The organism is Prochlorococcus marinus str. MIT 9211 (assembly GCF_000018585.1).
Classification (GTDB): Bacteria; Cyanobacteriota; Cyanobacteriia; order PCC-6307; family Cyanobiaceae; genus Prochlorococcus_D; species Prochlorococcus_D marinus_B.
This window is the reverse complement of sequence record NC_009976.1, coordinates 750,824-772,412: the sequence shown is the minus strand read 5'-3', so window position 1 is coordinate 772,412 and position 21,589 is coordinate 750,824. Positions and strand designations below refer to the sequence as shown.

The 21,589-nt window shown below is 36.2% G+C and carries 19 protein-coding genes and 1 tRNA gene; 11 read left to right on the top strand and 9 right to left on the bottom strand.

Translation table 11 applies throughout. The annotated features are described in order from the left end of the window. Position 1: 1 nt before the first annotated feature. Complete coding sequence (gene dapF / locus P9211_RS04270; protein WP_012195429.1) at positions 2-856, bottom strand: diaminopimelate epimerase; 855 nt, start codon at positions 854-856, stop codon at positions 2-4. A 137-nt stretch (positions 857-993) separates the two neighbouring features. On the opposite strand from dapF, the gene leuS reads away from it, so the two are divergent. Then, on the top strand, positions 994-3,612 hold the full coding sequence (gene leuS, locus P9211_RS04265; RefSeq protein ID WP_012195428.1) for a leucine--tRNA ligase: 2,619 nt from the start codon (positions 994-996) through the stop codon (positions 3,610-3,612). A gap of 2 nt (positions 3,613-3,614) precedes the next feature. On the opposite strand, the gene P9211_RS04260 is transcribed toward leuS, so the two are convergent. Beyond that, the gene (locus tag P9211_RS04260; protein WP_012195427.1) at positions 3,615-5,213 is read right to left on the bottom strand and encodes a glucose-6-phosphate isomerase; all 1,599 of its coding nucleotides are present in this window, start codon (positions 5,211-5,213) and stop codon (positions 3,615-3,617) included. A gap of 177 nt (positions 5,214-5,390) precedes the next feature. Here P9211_RS04260 and purN point away from each other — a divergent pair, with 177 nt between their 5' ends. After that, complete coding sequence (gene purN, locus P9211_RS04255; RefSeq protein WP_012195426.1) at positions 5,391-6,032, top strand: phosphoribosylglycinamide formyltransferase; 642 nt, start codon at positions 5,391-5,393, stop codon at positions 6,030-6,032. 4 nt (positions 6,033-6,036) lie between these two features. Here the strand turns inward: purN and argC are convergent, their stop codons facing one another. After that, a complete protein-coding gene (gene argC, locus P9211_RS04250) occupies positions 6,037-7,116 on the bottom strand; it encodes an N-acetyl-gamma-glutamyl-phosphate reductase (RefSeq protein ID WP_012195425.1) in 1,080 nt (359 codons plus the stop codon). Between the two features lie 120 nt (positions 7,117-7,236). On the opposite strand from argC, the gene ribBA reads away from it, so the two are divergent. Next, positions 7,237-8,910 carry a bifunctional 3,4-dihydroxy-2-butanone-4-phosphate synthase/GTP cyclohydrolase II gene (ribBA, locus tag P9211_RS04245; RefSeq protein WP_012195424.1) on the top strand — a complete coding sequence of 558 codons (1,674 nt, stop codon included), beginning with the start codon at positions 7,237-7,239 and terminating at the stop codon, positions 8,908-8,910. A gap of 6 nt (positions 8,911-8,916) precedes the next feature. Here the strand turns inward: ribBA and P9211_RS04240 are convergent, their stop codons facing one another. The 5 genes from P9211_RS04240 to dnaK all read right to left on the bottom strand — a co-directional run bounded on the left by P9211_RS04240 (position 8,917) and on the right by dnaK (position 13,788). Next, positions 8,917-9,357 (bottom strand): peptidylprolyl isomerase, encoded by a 441-nt coding sequence (locus P9211_RS04240; RefSeq protein WP_012195423.1) that lies wholly within the window; start codon positions 9,355-9,357, stop codon positions 8,917-8,919. Between the two features lie 96 nt (positions 9,358-9,453). After that, positions 9,454-10,365 carry an N-acetylmuramic acid 6-phosphate etherase gene (murQ, locus tag P9211_RS04235; RefSeq protein ID WP_012195422.1) on the bottom strand — a complete coding sequence of 304 codons (912 nt, stop codon included), beginning with the start codon at positions 10,363-10,365 and terminating at the stop codon, positions 9,454-9,456. A 27-nt stretch (positions 10,366-10,392) separates the two neighbouring features. Then, a complete protein-coding gene (locus P9211_RS04230; RefSeq protein ID WP_012195421.1) occupies positions 10,393-10,797 on the bottom strand; it encodes a DUF3110 domain-containing protein in 405 nt (134 codons plus the stop codon). A 44-nt stretch (positions 10,798-10,841) separates the two neighbouring features. After that, positions 10,842-11,810 carry a DnaJ domain-containing protein gene (locus P9211_RS04225; RefSeq protein WP_041391507.1) on the bottom strand — a complete coding sequence of 323 codons (969 nt, stop codon included), beginning with the start codon at positions 11,808-11,810 and terminating at the stop codon, positions 10,842-10,844. After that, positions 11,794-13,788 carry a molecular chaperone DnaK gene (dnaK, locus tag P9211_RS04220; RefSeq protein WP_012195419.1) on the bottom strand — a complete coding sequence of 665 codons (1,995 nt, stop codon included), beginning with the start codon at positions 13,786-13,788 and terminating at the stop codon, positions 11,794-11,796. The genes P9211_RS04225 and dnaK overlap by 17 nt, the downstream gene beginning before the upstream one ends. Positions 13,789-13,955: 167 nt before the next feature. Between dnaK and pstC the strand changes: the two genes are divergently transcribed. The 3 genes from pstC to pstB are packed head-to-tail and all read left to right on the top strand — an operon-like array spanning position 13,956 to position 16,685. Next, positions 13,956-14,906 (top strand): phosphate ABC transporter permease subunit PstC, encoded by a 951-nt coding sequence (gene pstC / locus P9211_RS04215; protein WP_041391505.1) that lies wholly within the window; start codon positions 13,956-13,958, stop codon positions 14,904-14,906. Positions 14,907-14,929: 23 nt separating this feature from the next. Further along, a complete protein-coding gene (gene pstA / locus P9211_RS04210) occupies positions 14,930-15,823 on the top strand; it encodes a phosphate ABC transporter permease PstA (RefSeq protein WP_012195417.1) in 894 nt (297 codons plus the stop codon). A gap of 49 nt (positions 15,824-15,872) precedes the next feature. Continuing rightward, the gene (gene pstB, locus P9211_RS04205; RefSeq protein WP_012195416.1) at positions 15,873-16,685 is read left to right on the top strand and encodes a phosphate ABC transporter ATP-binding protein PstB; all 813 of its coding nucleotides are present in this window, start codon (positions 15,873-15,875) and stop codon (positions 16,683-16,685) included. A gap of 66 nt (positions 16,686-16,751) precedes the next feature. Here pstB and P9211_RS04200 read toward each other — a convergent pair. Continuing rightward, positions 16,752-16,838 (bottom strand) — tRNA-Ser (locus P9211_RS04200). Positions 16,839-16,948: 110 nt separating this feature from the next. On the opposite strand from P9211_RS04200, the gene P9211_RS04195 reads away from it, so the two are divergent. The 5 genes from P9211_RS04195 to rpmB all read left to right on the top strand — a co-directional run bounded on the left by P9211_RS04195 (position 16,949) and on the right by rpmB (position 21,542). Beyond that, positions 16,949-17,845 carry an inositol monophosphatase family protein gene (locus P9211_RS04195; protein ID WP_012195415.1) on the top strand — a complete coding sequence of 299 codons (897 nt, stop codon included), beginning with the start codon at positions 16,949-16,951 and terminating at the stop codon, positions 17,843-17,845. Positions 17,846-17,856: 11 nt separating this feature from the next. Continuing rightward, positions 17,857-19,035, top strand: a complete 1,179-nt coding sequence (locus tag P9211_RS04190; protein ID WP_012195414.1) for an ATP phosphoribosyltransferase regulatory subunit — start codon at positions 17,857-17,859, stop codon at positions 19,033-19,035. A 4-nt stretch (positions 19,036-19,039) separates the two neighbouring features. Further along, on the top strand, positions 19,040-19,261 hold the full coding sequence (locus P9211_RS04185) for an indolepyruvate ferredoxin oxidoreductase subunit alpha (protein ID WP_012195413.1): 222 nt from the start codon (positions 19,040-19,042) through the stop codon (positions 19,259-19,261). An 84-nt stretch (positions 19,262-19,345) separates the two neighbouring features. Then, the gene (gene htpG, locus P9211_RS04180) at positions 19,346-21,244 is read left to right on the top strand and encodes a molecular chaperone HtpG (protein WP_012195412.1); all 1,899 of its coding nucleotides are present in this window, start codon (positions 19,346-19,348) and stop codon (positions 21,242-21,244) included. A 61-nt stretch (positions 21,245-21,305) separates the two neighbouring features. Next, positions 21,306-21,542 carry a 50S ribosomal protein L28 gene (gene rpmB / locus P9211_RS04175; RefSeq protein WP_012195411.1) on the top strand — a complete coding sequence of 79 codons (237 nt, stop codon included), beginning with the start codon at positions 21,306-21,308 and terminating at the stop codon, positions 21,540-21,542. Positions 21,543-21,589: the final 47 nt, after the last annotated feature.

Sequence of the window (21,589 nt, the reverse complement as noted above, 5' to 3'; positions counted from 1 at the left end):
GTTAGATATTAAATGAACCTGAATATACGTATTTAGCATCGCCTATCATAAAGATAGAACCTTTCATTTTTGGCCAATTAATCTCTAATTCCCCGCCTGGTAGCTTAACAAGGATTAGATCATTGCACTTACCTAATTTAGCTAAAACTGCCAAGCAAGCGCAAGCTCCCGTTCCGCAAGCAAGGGTAGGGCCACAACCCCTTTCCCATATTAAAATTTCGATTTCTGATCGAGATTTAACCTGTACAAAGTGAACATTAGTATACTTTGGAAAAACCGGATGAGTTTCTAACTTTTGCCCCCATTCATATAAGGGTATATTTTTAATAGTTGGAACTTCTATAATTGCGTGTGGATTTCCCATACTACAAGCTGATACTAAAAAATCTTGATCTAAAATAGTGATTCGGCCTTGAGGAATGCCCCTCTCGTTAATTGGCAAAGTAGTAGGTATCTTTTCTGGAGCAAATATGGGCGATCCCATATCAACTTTAATATTACCTTCTTCAATATTAATTTGAATCTTGCCTGCTAGTGTCTCAACTATAAAGCTATCAACAAAATCATCCTCTGAATCATCTAAAATATAACGTATTAAGCACCTAATACCATTGCCACACATTTCGGGTTCACTTCCATCAGAATTAAATATTTTCATTCTAAAGTCTCCTCCAGCAACTGGAGGTAAAATAAGAATGATTCCATCACATCCAATTCCATAATGTCTCTTACATAATGATATTACTAGATGTTTTTCTGCAGAAACTATAGAGCTTGGCAGTAAGCTAAACCTGCCATCTATTATTATGAAGTCATTACCAAGTCCATGGTATTTCTTAAAGCCAATTAACGTCATTTAAAACATCCGTTTTTCATAAGCAAGCTTACTAACTAAGTCCAAATAATCTACAGTATAGAAGTTCTAACATAGATGGCCTTAGCAAGGTTAATATTAACCTGTAAAAGGCTATCTATTCTTTGTAATCAAATTAAGTGACAGATACTTCCTCTAGCATTTCTCGAAAAAGCCTTAGGGCAGACAGCTACCAACCTCAACTCATTGAGGAAAAATGGCAAAACGAATGGAAAATCAGTGGACTTTATAAAACCAGAGAACCGAAAGAAGACCAAAAAACTTTTTACGCACTCTCAATGTTCCCTTACCCCTCAGGTAATTTGCATATGGGACATGTCAGAAATTATGTAATAACGGATGTTATAGCAAGAGTTCATCGGATGAAGGGATTTTCGGTCCTTCATCCGATGGGTTGGGATGCATTTGGTCTTCCAGCTGAAAACGCAGCCATAGAGAGAAATATCCAGCCTGATATATGGACAGAGAAAAACATTTCTCACATGAGATCTCAGTTAGATCGACTAGGTCTTTCTATAGATTGGGATAGAGAGCAAACAACGTCAAAGAGTGAATACTACAAATGGACGCAAAGTATTTTTCTAAAGTTATATGAGGCTGGTCTTGCATACCAAAAGTCGGCTACTGTCAATTGGGATCCAGTAGATAAAACAGTCTTAGCTAACGAACAGGTTGATGCCGATGGTAAATCATGGAGATCAGGTGCTTTAGTAGAAAAGAAGCAACTAAAGCAATGGTTCCTGAAAATTACTGATTATGCTGAAATATTGCTAAAAGATATTGACACTCTGACTGAATGGCCTGAACGAGTAAAGACGATGCAATCCAATTGGATTGGGAAATCGGTAGGTGTAAAGATTAACTTTCAACTGTTAACAAAAGAGAAAGAGAATCTAAGCGTATTCACAACAAGACCCGACACACTTTTTGGAAGTACATATCTTGTTTTATCTCCGGAAGACAAGCTAGTAGATAAACTAGTAGACCCTAAATTAATTAATGATCTATCTAATTTTAGGGATTACGTATCTAAATTAAGTGATAAAGAAAGAACTGCTGAAGGAAAGCCAAAAAATGGTATGGCAATTGGAGCTTATGCTATTAATCCGATTAATCAAGAAAAGCTGCCTATCTGGATTGCTGACTACGTTTTATCTGGATATGGAACTGGTGCTGTAATGGGAGTACCTGCACATGATCAAAGGGATTTAGATTTTGCACAAAAGTATTCTCTACCTATTAAATATGTAATTAAACCATCTGGAATAATAGAAAAGAAAAAAGAAGTTAAAGCGTATAGTGAGGTTGGCGTAATGATAAATTCAGGACCCTTCAATGGTCAAAAATCAGATGAAGTAAAATCCTTAATAACAGAAAAGGGTATTAAAGAGAACTGGGCAGAAAAGAAGACGACTTATAAGTTAAGAGATTGGTTGATTTCACGACAAAGGTATTGGGGATGTCCCATACCAATAGTTCATTGCGCAAAGTGTGGCATAGTCCCAATAGAAAAGGAAAACTTACCAGTATTTCTTCCTACAAATATACAACTCTCTGGAAAAGGTAATTCACCCTTAAAAGATAATGAATGGACTAAAACACAATGTCCTATTTGCAAAGGAATCGCACGAAGAGAGTCCGATACTATGGATACCTTTATTTGCTCATCATGGTATTACTTAAGGTTTATTGATCCAAATAATAAGAAAAACATCATTGATAAGAATCTAGCAGATAGATGGATGCCTGTAGACCAATACGTAGGTGGTATTGAACACGCAATATTGCATCTTTTATACGCTAGGTTTATTACAAAAGTTCTAAGAGACAAAGATATGATTTCAATAGACGAGCCATTTAAAAAATTATTAACTCAGGGAATGGTACAAGGAATTACATTTAAAAATCCTAAAACTGGTAAGTATATTCCTCCCAACAAAATTAACAATATAAAGACTCCATTAGACCCATCAACAGGCGAGTCTTTAGAGTTGATATATGAAAAGATGTCCAAATCTAAACATAATGGTATTGATCCATCAACTGTAATAGATAAATATGGAGCAGATACCGCAAGAATGTTTATTTTGTTTAAAGCTCCTCCAGAGAAAGATCTAGAATGGGACGATGCAGATGTGGAAGGCCAATATAGATTTTTACAAAGATTATGGAGACTGATAAATGAAAGCAAAACTTACAACAAACTTTCTTTAGATAGCAATGAGAATAATAATCTAAATAATCTTAATCAAGACGAAATCTCTTTAAGAAGGTCAGTACACCTAGCAATAAAAGAAATTTCGAATGATCTTAATGAAGGGAATCAATTCAACACAGCAATATCAGAACTAATGAAGCTTAGTAATAATATGAACGAACTACTAGGTAAATGTAGGATATCAGTTGTGAATGAATCATTATCAATCTTAATCAGAATATTATCTCCTTTTGCTCCACATTTAGCAGAAGAAGCTTGGTCAACACTAAAAGGTAAAGGTAGTGTTCATGAGCAAAAATGGCCTGAATTTGATCCTAACGCCCTAAAACAAGATAATTATCAACTTGTCATACAGATGAATGGCAAGGTTAGAGGTTCGATTAAAATAGCTAGTGAAACTAATAAACAAGAAATAGAGAAAATCGCACTAAACAGCGATATAGCCAAGAAATGGTTAATAGATGGTTCTTATAAGAAAGTAATTGTTGTTCTGGGCAAATTAGTTAATATTGTCTACTAGGATTACAACTTCTCTCTCTTAAAAATAAGAGAAGATGGATTTTTCCAAGAGCCTTTTGCTGAATATTTATTATTAAATACTAAGTTTCTAAGTATAAAATATATTGATTCTGAGTTACTTGATGACAACCTAGTTGAAATTTGTTCGATTGAATAATTACTGTAGTCTGAAAGAATATCTTCAATTTGTAGCTGTAGATTCAATATATCAGCTGCTGCCTTCTTACCTGCCTCGACTCCAGGTTGATGATAAGCATTAATGTTAATCAACTCAGCATATAAGCCAACAGTTCTTTCAAATAGAGCTATCAAGGCACCTAAGCTAAGAGGGTCAAATGTTTTTAGCGTAATTGTTAAGCTCTGCCGATTACTATCACTAAGTGCCAAGCGCGTACCTTGCATAAACCCAGAAAGGTAATCACCAGGTAACTTATTATTTAGGCAAGGTGATTCGTTGTTAGTAAGAACTTCTATAAAAGTAACAAAGAAATTGTTAATACCATCTCTAAGTTGTTGTACATATGCATGCTGGTCAGTAGAGCCTTTGTTCCCATATACTGATAATCCCTGAAATACAATATTCCCTTCTCGATCATTCTTTTTACCTAATGATTCCATAACGAGTTGTTGTAGATAACGGCTAAAAACTTCTAAAGAGTCTCTATATGGCAGTACAACCATATCTTTCAAACCTTTTGCTGATCCTGATGAATACCAGGCCATTGCCATTAAGGCTGCTGGATTATCTAATAATTCATTATTTCGGGTAAGTTCATCCATTTTGGAGGCACCTAATAGAAAAGATTTAAGATCAGAATCTATTAGACCCAAGGGGAGAAGGCCGACTGCTCCAGTGATACTCGTTCTACCTCCTACCCAATCTGGTAAATCAAAAGTCTTTAACCAGTTCTCTTGCTTAGCTTTGTTATCTAGAAGGCTATTGCACATTGTTATGGCTACTGATCTTGTAGGCCAATTTTTACCATTGGTTTCAACAACATGCCTAGCTTGATCCATCGCTATCTGAGGTTCTGGTGTGCCTCCAGACTTGCTAACAACAACAAATAAAGTTGTTGAAAGCTTCGACTGTAGAAGTTCAAGTTTTTTATCTATTCCTATTGGGTCGACGTTATCAAGAAAATGAAATTTCAGTCCTTTATTTAATTCCTGTAGTGACTCTATAAGGAGAAGAGGTCCTAAGCCACTGCCACCTATGCCAATCCAAAGAACATCTGTAAATAATTCTCCAGCATCAGATCTGATGTCTCCACTTAAAATAGATGTGGTAAATTGCTCGATTTGACTAATTTGATTGGCTATTAATTTAGATATATCCCTACTGGGCGCTAGGTCTGGATTCCTAAGCCAATAGTGTCCAACCATCCTTTCCTCATCAATATTGGCCATTGAACCTTTTTCAAGAGAATTCATTGCCTCAAAGGCCTTCTGGAAAATTGGCTTTAATTCTTTTAGTTCATGTTCATTAACATTCATCCTGCTAATATCCACCCACAAGCCAAGTTCTTCGTTATGCCATAAAAGCTCACTAAACCTTTCCCATTGAAGAGAAGAATTATTAGGGCTGTAGTCAGGAAGGTTCATATTTGGATGATCAATTAAGCTCATAAGCCATCTTCATTTACAGTATGTATGCTCTTAGTCAGAAAGTACTTGGAGTAGAACAAAACTCAGTAAATAAAAACATTTGAGCCTATGTAAATATAAAGTTCATAGGATATACTCGATTTAATTGCCTTGGTTGAAAGTTTCGGTAAGAATATGAACTTAAGTGTTGGCCATAGTATTACTTCACCAGAAGTTAGTCAGTTTTATAGTTTTAAACCCAAAATAAGATTAGGAGTAATGGCATCTGGTAGTGGGACTAATTTTGAAGCGCTAATAAATGCTATTAAGAATTCCAAACTTGATGCTGAGATAAAATGTCTAGTAGTTAACAACTCTAAATGTAAGGCTATCGAAAAAGCCCAAAAATATAATATTCCATATGTAATATTAGATCATAGAAGTTTTGAATCTAGAGAAAGCCTAGATCGTGAAATCATTGAATACTTCGAATCGTACAAGATAGAAGGTATTGTAATGGCTGGTTGGATGAGGATAGTTACATCTACCTTAATAAATAAATATCCCAATAGGCTAGTAAATATACACCCATCACTATTACCTAGTTTCCCAGGTAATAATGCTATAAAGCAAGCTCTAGAATCAGGAGTCAAGATAACAGGTTGTAGCGTACATCTTGTAAAAGAAAAAGTTGACTCTGGTCCAATTTTAATTCAATCTGCAGTACCTATCTTTGAAAGTGACAATGAAAACATTTTATTAAGAAGAGTACAAAAAAGAGAGCATAAAATACTCTACGTTGGTGTTGCAATAGCAGCTCGTCTATGGAGAGAATAAATAACTATGGATAGAAAGTAGTTAAAGGTAAGCCTAATTCATGACTGAATCCAGCCATAATATTTAGATTCTGTATTGCTTGACCTGCCTGACCTTTAATTAGGTTATCAATTACTGAAACTAAGATAAGACGCCCATTCCTTTTATCAACCTGTAATGATAATAATGCTTTGTTTGTATACCTAGCCCACTTAGTTGAGGGATAAATTCCAACAGGAAGTATTTCTACAGTGCTATGTGATCTGTAAAAAGCTTCCAATACGGTTTTGCAATCTTCTGCAGTCAAACCCGGATCCCTTAATCGTGCATAGACTGTAGATAGCAATCCACGGACCATTGGAACTAAATGTGGTGTGAATTGAAGTTGAATGGGGGTCCCTGAAACAAGAGTTGCTTGCTGCTCAATTTCAGAAGTATGTCTATGTCCCAAAACAGAATATGGTGCTATTGATTCTGAGCACTCAGATAAGAGCAAATGCTCTTTAGGCTCCCTACCGCCTCCAGAGGTACCACTTTTGGCATCAATTATTAAACCTTCATTCTCAACAAGTCCTTGTTTGAGAAAAGGCATTAAAGGAAGTAATGAAGCTGTTGGGAAACAACCTGGGCAAGCTACAAGTTTTGACTTCCTAATATCACCTTCATTCCATTCCGGAATTCCATAAGTTGCTTCTCTGCATAAGGAATCGTCATTACGGATATATTTGGTGGATTCTTTTACATATACTTGCTTCCATTGATACAAGGAGCGGTAACGATAATCTGCTGAAAGATCAACTATACGAATATTTCTTTTTATCAATTCAGGGGTTAACTGAGAAGAAAGGCCATTAGGAAGACTAAGCAATGCAAAGTCTGCATGCTCAGCTATATCTTCTGGATCGGCTTTCCTAACAGTAAGGTCCTCAGAGGACTTAATAAAAGGTGCAATTTGGTGCCATTTATTACCAGCTGTTTTATTACCTCCCAAAAAAGTTACTTTGAAATGCGGGTGATCACTTAATAATCTCATTAGTTGAAGCCCCCCATATCCAGAAGCCCCTATGATCGCGACGCGGTTTGAATTATTGTTTGATAAAGACATAAGAGTATTTAGAATAACAGTCCATCAAATTGGACGATCAAAGTTTGTCTAATTCACAATTATGGCTTGATTACACTGATTCATCAAAACAAGGGGAAAAATTTGAAACCAGATATTCCGATGAATATAGTTTTTGATCCGATAGCGGATGGTTTAGCTGCTATTCGAAATGGTGAGTGCGTTGTAGTTGTAGATGATGAGAGTAGAGAGAATGAAGGTGATTTGATTTGTGCTGCGCAATTTGCTACACCACAACAAGTCAACTTTATGGCTACAGAGGCAAGAGGATTGATCTGTCTCGCAATGGATGGAGAAAGGCTGGATCAACTAGATCTTCCTTTAATGGTAGATAGGAATACTGATTCGAATCAAACGGCTTTTACCATAAGCATAGATGCTGGGCCTGAATACGGTGTATCCACAGGAATATCTGCAGAAGATAGAGCGAGAACGATTCAAGTAGCAATTAATCCAAAAACTAAACCCACTAATTTAAGGCGACCTGGTCATATATTTCCTCTAAAAGCAAATAAAGGGGGAGTACTAAAAAGAGCTGGCCATACAGAAGCAGCTGTAGATTTGTCTTTATTGTCAGGTCTTTCACCCGCGGGTGTTATTTGTGAGATCCAGAACTCCGATGGATCTATGGCACGATTACCAGAATTACAACAATACGCGCGAAGTTGGGGACTAAAAATAATTAGTATTGCTGACCTTATTAGATTTAGACTAGAGAACGAGCGATTTGTATATAGAAAAGCAATCACTAAGCTTCCAAGTATATTTGGCGAATTTAAAGCTATTGGTTATAAAAATGAATTAGATGGTACAGAACATATCGCATTAATAAAAGGTTCAGAAGCAGAGTTTAAAGAACCAGTACTTGTAAGAATGCATTCTGAATGTCTTACTGGTGATGCATTTGGATCTCTAAGATGCGATTGCAGACCACAATTAGAGGCTGCTTTATCTCGTATTTCTAAAGAAGGCGAAGGAATAGTTGTATATCTAAGACAAGAAGGTAGAGGTATTGGACTAATTAACAAGTTAAAGGCCTATAGCCTGCAAGATGGTGGACTTGATACTGTCGAGGCCAATGAAAAACTTGGGTTTCCCGCAGATCTAAGAAATTATGGAGTTGGTGCGCAAATACTTTCTGACTTGGGAGTACATAGACTTAAGTTATTAACTAATAATCCTAGAAAGATTGCTGGGTTAGGAGGTTATGGCCTGAAAGTAGAAAGCAGAGAGCCACTGGTTATATGCCCTACGGACCATAATGCAGCTTATCTAGCAGTTAAAAGAACAAAGCTAGGTCATTATATAAGTGAAGAAGATATAAATCCAGAAAAATATCTGGGTAAATCAATAATTGCTTTCTGGGATGGTGATTATGATATAGAAGATATATCTATGTTAGAAAAAGGAGCGGAAAGTGCTGCAACTTCCAGAAAGATAAACTTAACCTCTCAGAATAGCTCAAGAGTAAATGCATTACTAGATCGACCATTATTTATTTGGAGAGTAATATTTGAAGAAAATAAATATGTAAGTGAGGAAAATATACAAATCAAATCAATTTATTCATTTGTTAAGGAAATATCTGAGTGGGCCAATACAAAAAGAGTGGGTATCTTGTTCTCTAAAACCCTAGAGCAAGCAATTCACCCATCACACAATTTTAAGAATATCAAGCTTAAGTTAAAGGATTTAAATCAAATAGATATCAACAACGCCATTGAAGAAAACAAAGGAAATCAGACCATTTCCTTGGCAATTAGTTGGATTGCCTAAAATCCACTACTCAGAAATACTAACCTTAATAATCTTTGAACCATTCTCGAGGGATAATACGACGTCCAAATCATCTGTATAACCAAAAACTGTATGAACTCCATCAAGATGTGGCTGAGATTCATGAACTATAAAGAACTGACTTCCACCGGTATTTTTGCCAGCGTGGGCCATTGACAAAGCACCTGGAACGTGTTTCTTACTATTAATTTCGCAATCAATCTTATATCCAGGTCCTCCTGTTCCGGGCATCCCAGAAGCACCTTCTCTTGTATTCGGACAGCCTCCCTGAGCCATGAATCCTTTAATAACACGATGAAAAGATAAGCCATCATAAAAACCTTTATTTATTAAATCAACAAAATTAGCCACAGTATTAGGAGCATCTTCTTTATATAAGTCTATTTTAATTAACCCTTTGTCAGTTTCCATAATAGCTTGGATCATAATTAAACAGATAACTTATAAATAAGCTAGCGAAGATACCTGATATGTCTACCTAACAAGTTCGAAAGGTAATTAAATTAGAATCTGCAGAAAGCTTTACAATTTAATTTTCTCTAAGGCTATACGAAGATTATCATGATTTTCTTTCAAAAGTTTCTTTGATGAATTCAAATCCAAGCCTGAAAGAGCTATTAATAGGGCCAACTTAACAGAGCCTTCTGAAAGATTTAATAATTCATTAGCCTCTTCACGTGAAAGATTTGTTAGATCAGTAAGTATTCTAATTGATCTATCTAATAGTTTGGAGTTAGCTATAGATAAGTCAATCATTCTGTTACCATATACTTTACCAAGGCGAACCATTACGCCTGTAGAAATTATATTTAAAGCCATTTTTGTTGCTGTGCCAGCCTTTAATCTGGTTGATCCTGAGAGCAACTCAGGTCCTGTAAGAAGTCTAATGTCAATATCAGTATTTATATTTACTTGGTCTTTTGGAACCGAAGAAATGCAAATAGTTAATGCATTAAGAGTCTTAGCATATTCCAAACCAGAGATAACATAAGGAGTAGTCCCACCAGCAGTTATACCAACCAAGCAATCATTACTATCAAAACCTCGGTTTTTAAGGTCAATAATTGACAAATCAGTCCTATCTTCTAAACCCTCCGAGCTTTTCGTTAATGAAGGACTCCCACCAGCGATTATTCCCTGAACAAGCTCCGGTGGAGTGCAGAAAGTTGGAGGACATTCGGATGCATCTAGAACACCTAAACGCCCGGATGATCCAGCCCCAAGATAAAAAAGCCTGCCTCCTTTTCTTAATCTTATGTATATTTTGTCAATAGCATCAACTAAATCATTTAAAGAATTAGAAACTGCAAGTTGCGGCAATAGGTCCTCTTCAACAAAGAGTTGAACCATCTCGTATGTACTAAGTATGTCTAGATTTTTAGAATTAGAATTTATTTGTTCGGTTAATAAATAGCCTCTAGTTTTATTATCCATTATTCTAGTAATAGTGAAAAAGTTTGATTAAAGAAGATCTTCTAATCTCTTCCTAAAGGAGTCTAAGTCATTATCCGTATTCAGAGTTTTTGATTGATCTATTTTACTATTAGATTTCTCTTGCCATGTGCTTACATCTAAATTCCTTTCTGGAGGAGAAAGTAAAAGTCTTTCTTCATCTGTTTTAGGTAAAAAACCCTTTTCTACAAACTTCGCTTCATAACCAGAGTCTGAACAAAATGAGACAACTTCATCTCTATTTATAAGTTCAATAAGAGGTTTTGGAAAATCTTGTGCTTCTAGTAAGCCACAATATCTTTCAGCATCATCTCTGTCTTCAAACATAAGTACAATAGTATCGCCCTTTATCTCTAGAGAATGGATTCCTTCCTCATCATCACCTAGAGAGTAAATTAATATATAAACTTGCATACCTGAGAATTAAGTTGCTAAATATATTTTTATTATAGATAGATCTAGCCATTAAATACTTCGTCAGAGAGTTCTTGTAGTCTTCTGTATAAGGCTAATTCAGCTTCAGATAAATCGGCTGGGATAACGACAACAATCTCTACAATTTGATCTCCAGAAAATTCGTTATATTCTAGTCCTCGACCTCTCAGTCTTAAAAGCCTGCCTGAAGATGAGTTAGGAGGAACTTGTAGAGTAACTGGCCCATCAAGTGTAGGAATCTCAATAGCACATCCAAATAATGCATCCTGAGGGAACAGCTCAAGTCGATAGAGAACCCTTAAACCATCTATTCTTAAACCTTCTTCAGTTTGTACACGTAATTGTAAAAAGTGATCTTCCCCTCCATAAGCAACTCCTGAAAGCCTTAATCGCCAACCATCTCCGGCAAAGGGAGGTGTGTCAACTTCTACTAAAGTTCCATCAACCAGCTCTATTTGAATAGTGCATCCACACAAAGCCTCTTCAGGTGTTAAGTCAACAAGAGTTTCTAGTTCATGGGTTTTTTTAACTGGAGGAGGGTTATTGATGGACTTAGCGGGAGTAGATGTACTTTGATGATTCAAGGATTCAGTATCTTTATATGATTTATCATCGAAGTCATTTTCTAATTCTATAGGTGAATTTTCTTCATCTTCTCTAGTCATAAATGTACTATCTTCTTCATCATTGCTTATTCCTAAAACAATCCTTATATATTCTTCATAGGAAGGAAAGCCATTAAAAAATAATTCGTCAGAAGTATTAAAGGTATTTTTATTTTTCTCCCAAGAGGATCTTTTTTGGGGATCAGAAAGAACAGCGTAAGCTTCATTTACCAACTTAAATCTTTCTTCTGCATTAACATCATTTAAATTTAAATCAGGGTGCCATCTTCTTGCTTCTCTTCTGAAAGCCCTCTTTATTTGGGGTAAGTCACTACCAGGCGAAATGCCTAGAATAGACCAATAGTTTGGCTTAGTAGTAGATGTCATTATCCCAATCATTTAAATTTCTACGACGAGATTCTGGATTAGAATCACGTTTAGAGGATGGATAGTCCCAAGGATCATCGTCCCAATATTCATCTGAGAAGAGTTCATCTTTAAGTGATCCAAACGTATTCCGTATTCCTTGAATGGGATTAGATTCAGAATTTTTTTCGGCTGAAATCCTTCTATTTAAGCCGAAAAGAGCTTCTTGTAGAGCTGAAACTGCCAAATCTAATTCTGAGAGCTCATTAGCATCTAAAAGATCTTGTACATCCCTCATCGACAATTCAACAGCTCTTTGTTGACGTTCAGCTCCATAAGGACCGAGCTCCAAGGATGCGTCTCTAAGACGTCTCTCTGCTTGAGCGACAAGGGTCAAAGCATTATTCTTCTGATCTATAGATGCGCGCTTTCGTCTATCTTCACTGGCTTTTTCCTTGGCTTCAGTTATTAGTTTGTTTACCTCATTTTGATTGAGATTTGAACCTCCAGTAATACTTACTGATTGTTTCCTACCAGTAGTTCTATCTGTTGCACTAACCTCTAATAAGCCATTTGAATCAATATCAAAGGCCACTTGAACCTGTGGGACCCCTCTTGGTGCAGGTGGGATACCATTCAAACGAAATCTACCAAGCGACTTATTGTCAACTGCTAATTGTCGCTCGCCCTGCCAAACATGAACTTCAACTGAAGATTGATTAGATTCAGATGTGCTGAAAACATCTGATTGCCTAACTGGTATTGGAGTATTGCGAGGAATTAATACCTTCATTAGCCCTCCAACTGTTTCCAGGCCTAAAGAAAGTGGTGTGACATCATTTAGTAGTAAGTCTCTAAGTTCACCAGTTAATATTCCAGCTTGAACTGCGGCTCCTATTGCAACAACCTCATCTGGATTGACTGATTGACATGGAGTAATAGGAACAAATGATTTAACAAGTTCCTGAACCATAGGCATTCTAGTGCTGCCACCAACTAAAACGACTTCTTCTATGTCTTCAGTAGTCCATTCGGAGTCCTTAAGAACAGACTCAACTGGGTCCAAAAGCCTTCTTAAAAGGTCGCTACAGAGTTTTTCGAAAGTCTTTCTATCTAATTTAGTTTCTATATGAAGAGGGCCTTCAGTTCCAGTAGCTATGAACGGCAATGAGATTGGAGTGGAATTAACACCGGAGAGCTCTTGCTTGGCCTTCTCAGCCGCTTCAGAAAGCCTTTGAAGAGCTTGACGATCTCTTCTTAGATCAATGCCATGTTGTTTATGGAATTCCTCGGAGAGCCAGTCCACAATCTTTTTATCAAAATCATTACCCCCAAGCTGTGTATCACCTGATGTGGCCTTAACATCAAAAACACCATTAGAAATCTTAAGTAGAGATACGTCAAAAGTTCCTCCACCTAAATCAAAAACAAGTACCCGTGAGGATGAGCTTTTATCAAAGCCATATGCTAATGCGGCCGCTGTAGGTTCATTTAAAATTCGTTCAACCTGTATTCCCGCCAGCAATGCAGAGTCACGAGTAGCCTGCCTCTGCGCATCATTAAAATAAGCAGGGACTGTAATTACAGCTGATTCAATTGTTTCCCCTAAATAAGTTTCGGCATCATCAATCAACTTCCTAATAATGCTTCCTACTAACTCTTCAGGGGCATATTCTCTCTCTGTGATAGGGCAAACAGCCCTTACATTGCCTTGATCATTTGCTTTAACTGTATATGGAACAGAAAGACTATTGTCGTCTAATTCATTCCATTCTCTTCCAACAAATCTTTTTAAATTTGAGAAAGTATTCTTTGGGTTAAGAACTAATTGCCTGCGAGCCTGTTGACCAACTAATAGTTCACTTTCTTTTGTATAGCCAACTACTGAGGGAGTGGTCCTAGTACCCTCTGCATTTGCAATTACGCATGGTCGACCAGCCTCCAAAACTCCAATCACAGAGTTTGTTGTTCCAAGGTCAATTCCAACGATTCTGCCCATAGCAGTAATTATTGAACCCCTACCGTAACGGTGATTCTCAATAGAACCAAATAAATTTTATAGTGATACCCATAGAAATTAATTCTCTTACAGACACTGTTAGTGCAAAAAAGCAACAAATACCATAAATTTCTAAGGTGTTCCTAAGAATACCTTCTCAAGAGAAAGTGACTTCTGAGAAAAACAACAATTATGTTCTAAGGAATCGTCCTAAGTCAGAGAAATTCATTGACCTAGGTTTTAAAAATCTAACCATTGCCATGTCAGCAATGGTAGCCATAGTGCTTTTTGCAATTTTTATAGTCGTTTTTGTTGAATCAACCGAATCGATGGGACGGTATGGTCTGAGATTCTTAATTACTTCAAATTGGAATCCTGTAACCGATGAATATGGAGCATTTACAGCAATTTATGGAACCTTAGTAACTTCAATAGCATCTTTAGTCATAGCAGTCCCATTGGGGGTAGGAACTGCGATATTTATTACTGAAAATATTCTTCCAGAAAAAATTCGAGATTTAATAGGGCTAATGGTCGAACTACTTGCAGCTATCCCTTCTGTTGTATTGGGATTGTGGGCTGTTTTAGTAATGGAGCCTTTCATAAGACCATTATTAATTTTAACTTACAAAACATTTGGTTGGATCCCTTTCTTTAGTTCTGAACCAATGGGCCCAGGAATGGCACCGGCAATATTGATATTAGTAATAATGATATTGCCTATAATTACTGCTATATCAAGAGATTCACTAAATCAAGTCCCTATAAAATTAAGACAAGCTGCTTATGGAGTAGGAGCGACACGATGGAGCGCTATCTTCAATGTAATTTTACCTGCAGCAATTTCAGGAATTACTGGTGGAATACTTCTTGCTCTAGGTAGAGCAATGGGTGAGACAATGGCTGTGACAATGATAATAGGGAATTCCAATAACTTTAGTTGGTCAATAATGTCCCCTGGCTATACAATTTCATCTATGCTAGCCAATCAATTTGGAGAAGCAGATGGCAGCCAAGTATCGTCTTTAATGTATGCAGCATTTATATTAATGATACTTACATTAGCTGTGAACATATTTGCTCAGTGGATAGTAAGAAGACTGAGTCTTAAATACTAGTAAATATCAAAATCCTATAAGATATGAAAAAAACTGATTTAACTTACAAATCCAATCTGACAAGGAATATAACCAGTAGGGCTTTCACAATTATAGCTGGAATATTCTCATTTATTGCTGTACTTCCACTAATTCTTGTTTTAATGTATATCATATTTAAGGGTGGATCCTTAATAAGTTGGGACTTATTAGTTCTAGAGCCTCAACCACCTGGTGATGACCTTGGATCTGCTGGAGGAATTGGCAATGCAATTGTTGGAACATTTATAATTAGTGGAATAGCTTCAGTAATTGCTGTTCCTATAGGAATAGGAGGAGGAATATATTTAGCTGAATATTCAAAAGGTGGTTCTTTTGCAAGATTTATTAGATTTGGAACAAATGTACTTTCAGGAATACCTTCTATAATAGCTGGGGTATTTGTTTATTCAATTATAGTAGTTACAAAGATTTTTTTAGGGAGTACATTTAGTGGTTTAGCCGGAGGAATTGCATTATCTATTATAATGTTGCCAACAGTAATTAAGACTACTGACGAAGGTCTTAAGTTAGTACCAGATGATCTTAGAAGAGGTGCCTTAGGCCTTGGTGCCTCTATGTTTACAACAATTCTTTTTATAACCTTGCCAAGTGCTTTTAGGTCAATTGCTACTGGTATTGTGCTAGGCCTCGCTAGAGCCGCTGGAGAAACAGCACCGCTAATATTTACAGCATTATTTTCTTATTATCATATAACATCTATAAGTGATATATTTTATGAAATGTCCTCACTATCTGTTCTTATTTATAACTTCGCACTCGAACCATATGAAGCTCAAAATGAATTGGCCTGGGCTGCCTCCTTTGTCTTGGTAATACTGTTACTTGGAATGAACCTATTTTCAAGATTGATAAGTAAAATAGCATCAAATAAGTAAAATAGTACTAAAGTATAACTAACAATTCTTTAAGCTCAAAAAAAATAAGATGAAAATACCCCAAGATAAACTAATAAAAGGTGATGCTTCTATATCACTCCAGAATGTAACAATAAGCTATGGGGATTTTGATGCCGTCAGAAATATTTATTGTGATATTCCAAGAGGCAAGGTTACCGCTCTCATTGGCCCATCGGGCTGCGGCAAATCAACAGTACTTAGAGCAATTAATCGTATGAATGATCTAATTCCAAGTTGTTCGTTAAAAGGTCGAATTTTGTTTGAGGGTACAGACCTATATCATCCAACAATAGATCCTGTAGAAGTAAGGCGGAAAATTGGCATGGTCTTTCAGCAACCAAATCCTTTCCCTAAAAGTATCTTTGAAAATATTGCGTTTGGCGCAAGGATAAATGGTTATACGGGAGATATGGATGAGCTTGTTGAACAATCATTGCGAAAGGCTGCTGTATGGGATGAGTGCAAAGACAAGTTAAATGAAAGTGGCTATTCCTTATCAGGTGGTCAACAACAAAGACTATGTATTGCAAGAACAATAGCAATTGAGCCTGAAGTTATACTTATGGATGAACCTTGTTCTGCATTAGATCCAATTTCAACTCTTAAGATTGAAGAGACTATGCATGAACTTAAAAAAAGTTATACGATAATTATAGTTACACATAACATGCAACAAGCCCTTAGGGTAAGTGACATGACAGCCTTTTATAATGCAGAGGTATTAGAAGGAGTCTCAGGAGGGAAAGTAGGTTACCTAGTTGAATTTAATGAAACTGAGACAATATTTAGTTCACCTTCCCAAAAACTAACACAAGACTATATCTCAGGAAAATTTGGATAAGTTAATAGGACAAGATAGTAGTTAAGCTAGAAATAACTACTTTTCGGGAACTTAAAAAAACTATAACGGAGAGGGAGGGATTCGAACCCTCGATAGAGTTGCCCCTATACAGCATTTCCAGTGCTGCGCCTTCGACCACTCGGCCACCTCTCCAAGATGTTCTCCAAAGAGAATACTGAATCTAGCAGGAGGCTAGAATGTTATCTAATCAAAACCAAGAACAATAAAATAATCAGCAATTACAAAATGCCACTAATAAATCAATGACTCCATTAATTTGCGAAAAAGCAGCTGAAGATTCTTGCTTAGACAATTCAGACCTCTATTCGCTACTAGAGATTGGAAAGAATGCCGCCCAACAAGGGGGAGAATTATTGATGAAATACTACGGGGACATTAATTCAATAAAGAATAAGGGTAGAAAGGGTGATCTTGTAACGAATGCAGATATTGAGTCGGAGCAGTTAATAATTAAGCTCTTAAGAAAAGAAACCCCAAATATTGGAATATATGCTGAAGAAAGTGGAGCATCCGGTAAGAATACAAATTTAAAATGGTGTATTGATCCTTTAGATGGAACAACAAATTTTGCCCATGGATATCCCTTCTTTGCTACATCAGTAGGTTTAACTTGGAATGACAGACCTCTATTAGGGAGTATCTCAGTCCCCTTTTTTAAAGAGCTTTATTGGGGCTGTCCATCTATAGGCTCATTCTGCAATAATCAAAAAAATACAGTGTCATCAACCAAGTCATTGATAGATTCTTTATTAGTAACTGGTTTTGCATACGATAGGCATAGTGAAATTAACAACAATTATGCAGAGTTTTGCTGGCTAACGCATAAGACTAGAGGTGTTAGGAGAGCAGGTGCTGCAGCAGTTGATATGGCCTTTGTATCTAATGGCAGAGTCGATGGTTACTGGGAAAGAGGCCTATCGAAATGGGACTTAGCTGCTGGAGTACCAATAGTAGAATTAGCTGGCGGTAGGGTGTCTGACTATAAAGCTGAAGATTTTGATCTTAATAACGGTCGAATAATTGCATGTAATCAATCAATATATAAAGAGCTTGTAGAGGAACTAATTAAAGTTAATCCATTTGATGTGAACACATATTCAGAAAATAACCTCAAAACAAATATTGAGGGTTCTTCTTAAGGGAGTAATTAATGGCAAAACAAAGCACATTGGGATCTAAAGAATTAAACCCTAGGCAAGTTGAAGAAAACAACTTACTAGCAACAAAACTATCTGAAATATATAAAAAGTGGGGATACCAAGAGGTAGCGCCTCCACAGGTAGAAGGTTTAAAGACATTAATGGCGGGTGGAGGTATAGATAGCAAAGAAATTTTGAAGTTGGTAATTGATGAGCCAGTTGGATTAAGACCAGAAATGACTGCATCAATAGCACGAGCAGCTTCGACAAGGTATGTTGCTGAACCAAGACCATTGAGACTTTGGGCGTCAGGAACAATCTTTAAAAGCAGAGAAGAAAGTGATGGGAAAATAGTTATAGATGAAAGCCTGCAAAGTGGAGTAGAACTTTTTGGTATTGAGGGGATGGAAATAGAGGTTGAATTACTATATCTACTAATAGAATCACTAAAAAAGCTAAATATAGATGAGTCTTCAATGCCAATACTTCTAATAAATCATATTTCATTAATGGAGCTTATAATTTCTAAATTCTCCAAGAGCAGCAAAGAAAAGGTTACAGATATATTGTCGAATTTCGACTTAATTGAAATAGAGAAACTAGAACTCGACTTTGATGAAAGGAATACGTTGAAACTACTACAAGAACTTAGGGGAAGTCCTAGGAATGTAATAAAAACTCTAGAATCTTTGTATGGCAATAATAAGATCTTAGATTCATTAACTAAAATTTTTAATATCATAGAACCAATAAGTAATAAGTACAATATTCAATTACAATTAGATCCTACGTTTAAACCACATTACGAACTGTATACTGGTATTGTATTTGAACTTGTATGCAATACGAGAGAGACACCCGTAGTTATTGCAAGAGGAGGAAGATATGACGAGTTAGTAAAGATGTTTAACGAAAATCCAGAAGATGAAATAGCCGCTGGGTTTAGTTATTCAATAGACAAAATAAGAGAATTAAATACTAGATTAGAAACATTCGATACTAACCCTGAAAGAATTCTTGTAGCTTATGGACCAAATAAAACTATTAAGGATGCCATAGAATGCCAAGCTAAGCTCCACGAAAAAGGATATGTTGCCATAATTGAACTAAACTCATGCATAAATGAAGATCACGCAATGAAGCTTGTGAACCAAAGAAAATGTACCAAACTCAAATGGATTAATAGTTAAAAGAATGCCACATACAATTGTTAGTGATATATGTGAGGGAGTAGCATCTTGTTTCCAGGCCTGTCCGGTTGAATGTATTAAGCCAGGGCAAGGGGGAAATATGAAAGGCACGAACTATTACTACATAGACTTCAATACTTGTATTGACTGCGGAGTTTGCTTAGAAGTTTGCCCAGTAAAAGGTGCTGTAATTGCAGAAGAAAGACCTGATTTGCAAATAAACTAAACTAGTAGGTACGGTCAATACTCCCTTAAATCCTTTGGAAAAGAGTATAGATGATCCTAAGGTTGACTAACCAAGGGATTATCTATGACTGTTATCGAAGAAGGACAAATTCAGATACATACCGAGAATATTTTTCCAATAATAAAAAAAGCAGTTTATTCAGATCACGAGATATTTTTAAGAGAGCTTGTAAGCAACAGTGTAGATGCAATAAATAAACGACGGATGGCCGCTATAGCAGGTGACTGTATTGGAGAAGAAAATGCAAAGATAAATATAAAGATCAATAGAGAAAATAAAACACTAACTATTTCAGACAATGGAATAGGAATGACTTCTGATGAAGTGAAAAAGTATATTAATCAAGTTGCCTTTTCAAGTGCTGAAGAATTTCTAGAGAAATATAAACAGGAACAAGACGGCATCATTGGACATTTTGGCTTAGGTTTCTATTCAAGTTTTATGGTTGCAAAGAATGTTGAACTACTTACAAAATCTGCAAAAGAAGATTCCAAAGCTGTCAAGTGGAGTTGTGATGGGTCTCCAAACTTTAGCCTCGAAAAGACAGAGAAGCCAGAGGTAGGTACTGATGTTGTCCTTCATTTAATGGAAGAAGAGCTAGAATATATCGAGCCTACGAGAATCAAAACACTAATAAAAAAATATTGTGACTTTATGCCAGTTGAGGTTTGTTTAGAAGATGAAGTAATAAATCAAATGAACCCTCCTTGGAGGAAAAGTACTCAGGAATTAACAGAAGAAGATTATATAGAGCTATATAAATATCTATACCCTTTCCAGGGTGAACCATTGTTTTGGATACACTTAAATACAGATTATCCTTACAGCCTTCAAGGCATTTTATTCTTTCCTAAGATAGGTGGAAGAGCAGATTGGGAGAATGGTGAAATTAAATTATATTGCAACCAAGTCTACGTAAGTGATTCAGTAAAAGAGGTAGTACCTAGATACTTACTTCCTTTAAGAGGGGTTATTGATTCAACAGATATACCATTAAATGTTAGCAGGAGTGCACTACAGACTGATAGGAAAGTTAGATCTATAGGCAACTTTGTTGCAAAGAAAATTTCAGATAAGCTTAAGACATTAAAGGATGAAAAGCCTTCATTTTATGGAGAAATATGGGAGTCAGTTTCCCCTTTTATAAAAATAGGAGCAATGGAAGATGATAAATTTGCCAACCAAGTAGAAGATATTATTATCTTCAGAACTACTAATAATTCTTCAGCTGACAATAAAGATGATATTACTTATGAAGATAAAAGCTATACAACTATAAAAAGTTATTTAAATAGGCTAGAAGATCAGACTAAAAAAAGAATCCTTTACTGTACTGATGAAATAGGTCAGGCAAATACATTAGATCTATGGAAAGGACAAGGAGCAGAAGTATTAATGACAGAAACACTTATTGATACTCAATTCATTCCATGGCTCGAAGCTAGAAACGAAGATATAAACTTTCAAAGAGTCGATTCTGAACTAGATGAAAACCTAAGAGACGACTCACCAGAAATTATTGAAAGTGACGGAGAAAGCAAGTCAGATAATATTAGGGATCTTATGAAAGATTGTATTAATGATGAGAAAGTAACTATTCAAGTTCATGCTCTCAAAGGAGATAACTCTGTTCCTGCAATGATCCTATTGCCAGAACAAATGAGAAGAATTAACGATATTGGTGCCTTAATGGAACAGAAGCTACCAGGCCTTCCTGACCACCATGTACTCTTGGTCAACAGAAGTCACCCTTTAGTCAAAGGACTTGCAGAGCTTAAGGCAGCTTCAATTCTCTTAGGGCCAGGTCAGCAGTCAACTAACGATTCGCTTACTAAAGAAATTGCAGTACATTTATACGACATGGCTCGATTAAGCGTTGGAGGGCTTGAACCTAAAGCCATAGCTGAGTTCCAAAAAAGAAATGCCGAGCTAATGGGAAAGTTAATTAGCAAAGTCCTTTAAGGCACTCATTCTTTGTTATTATATTTTTGAAATCCAAATACCAGTCTCGGGTATAAATTAAATGTCTAGAGTATGCGATCTTTCTGGTACTAGAGCCAACAACGGAATGGCAGTGAGTCATTCTCATATACGGACCAAAAAATTACAGCAAGCAAATCTGCAACAAAGAAAGCTTTGGTGGGAAGAGGGCAAGAAATGGATAAAGGTAAGAGTCACAACACGAACTCTGAAGACAATTCAAAAGAAAGGACTCAACTCATACGCAAAGGCAATGGGTATAGACCTTAGTAAAGTATAAGCATCAATTTAACATTTTCAGCACTTAATAAAAACAATAAATAGATA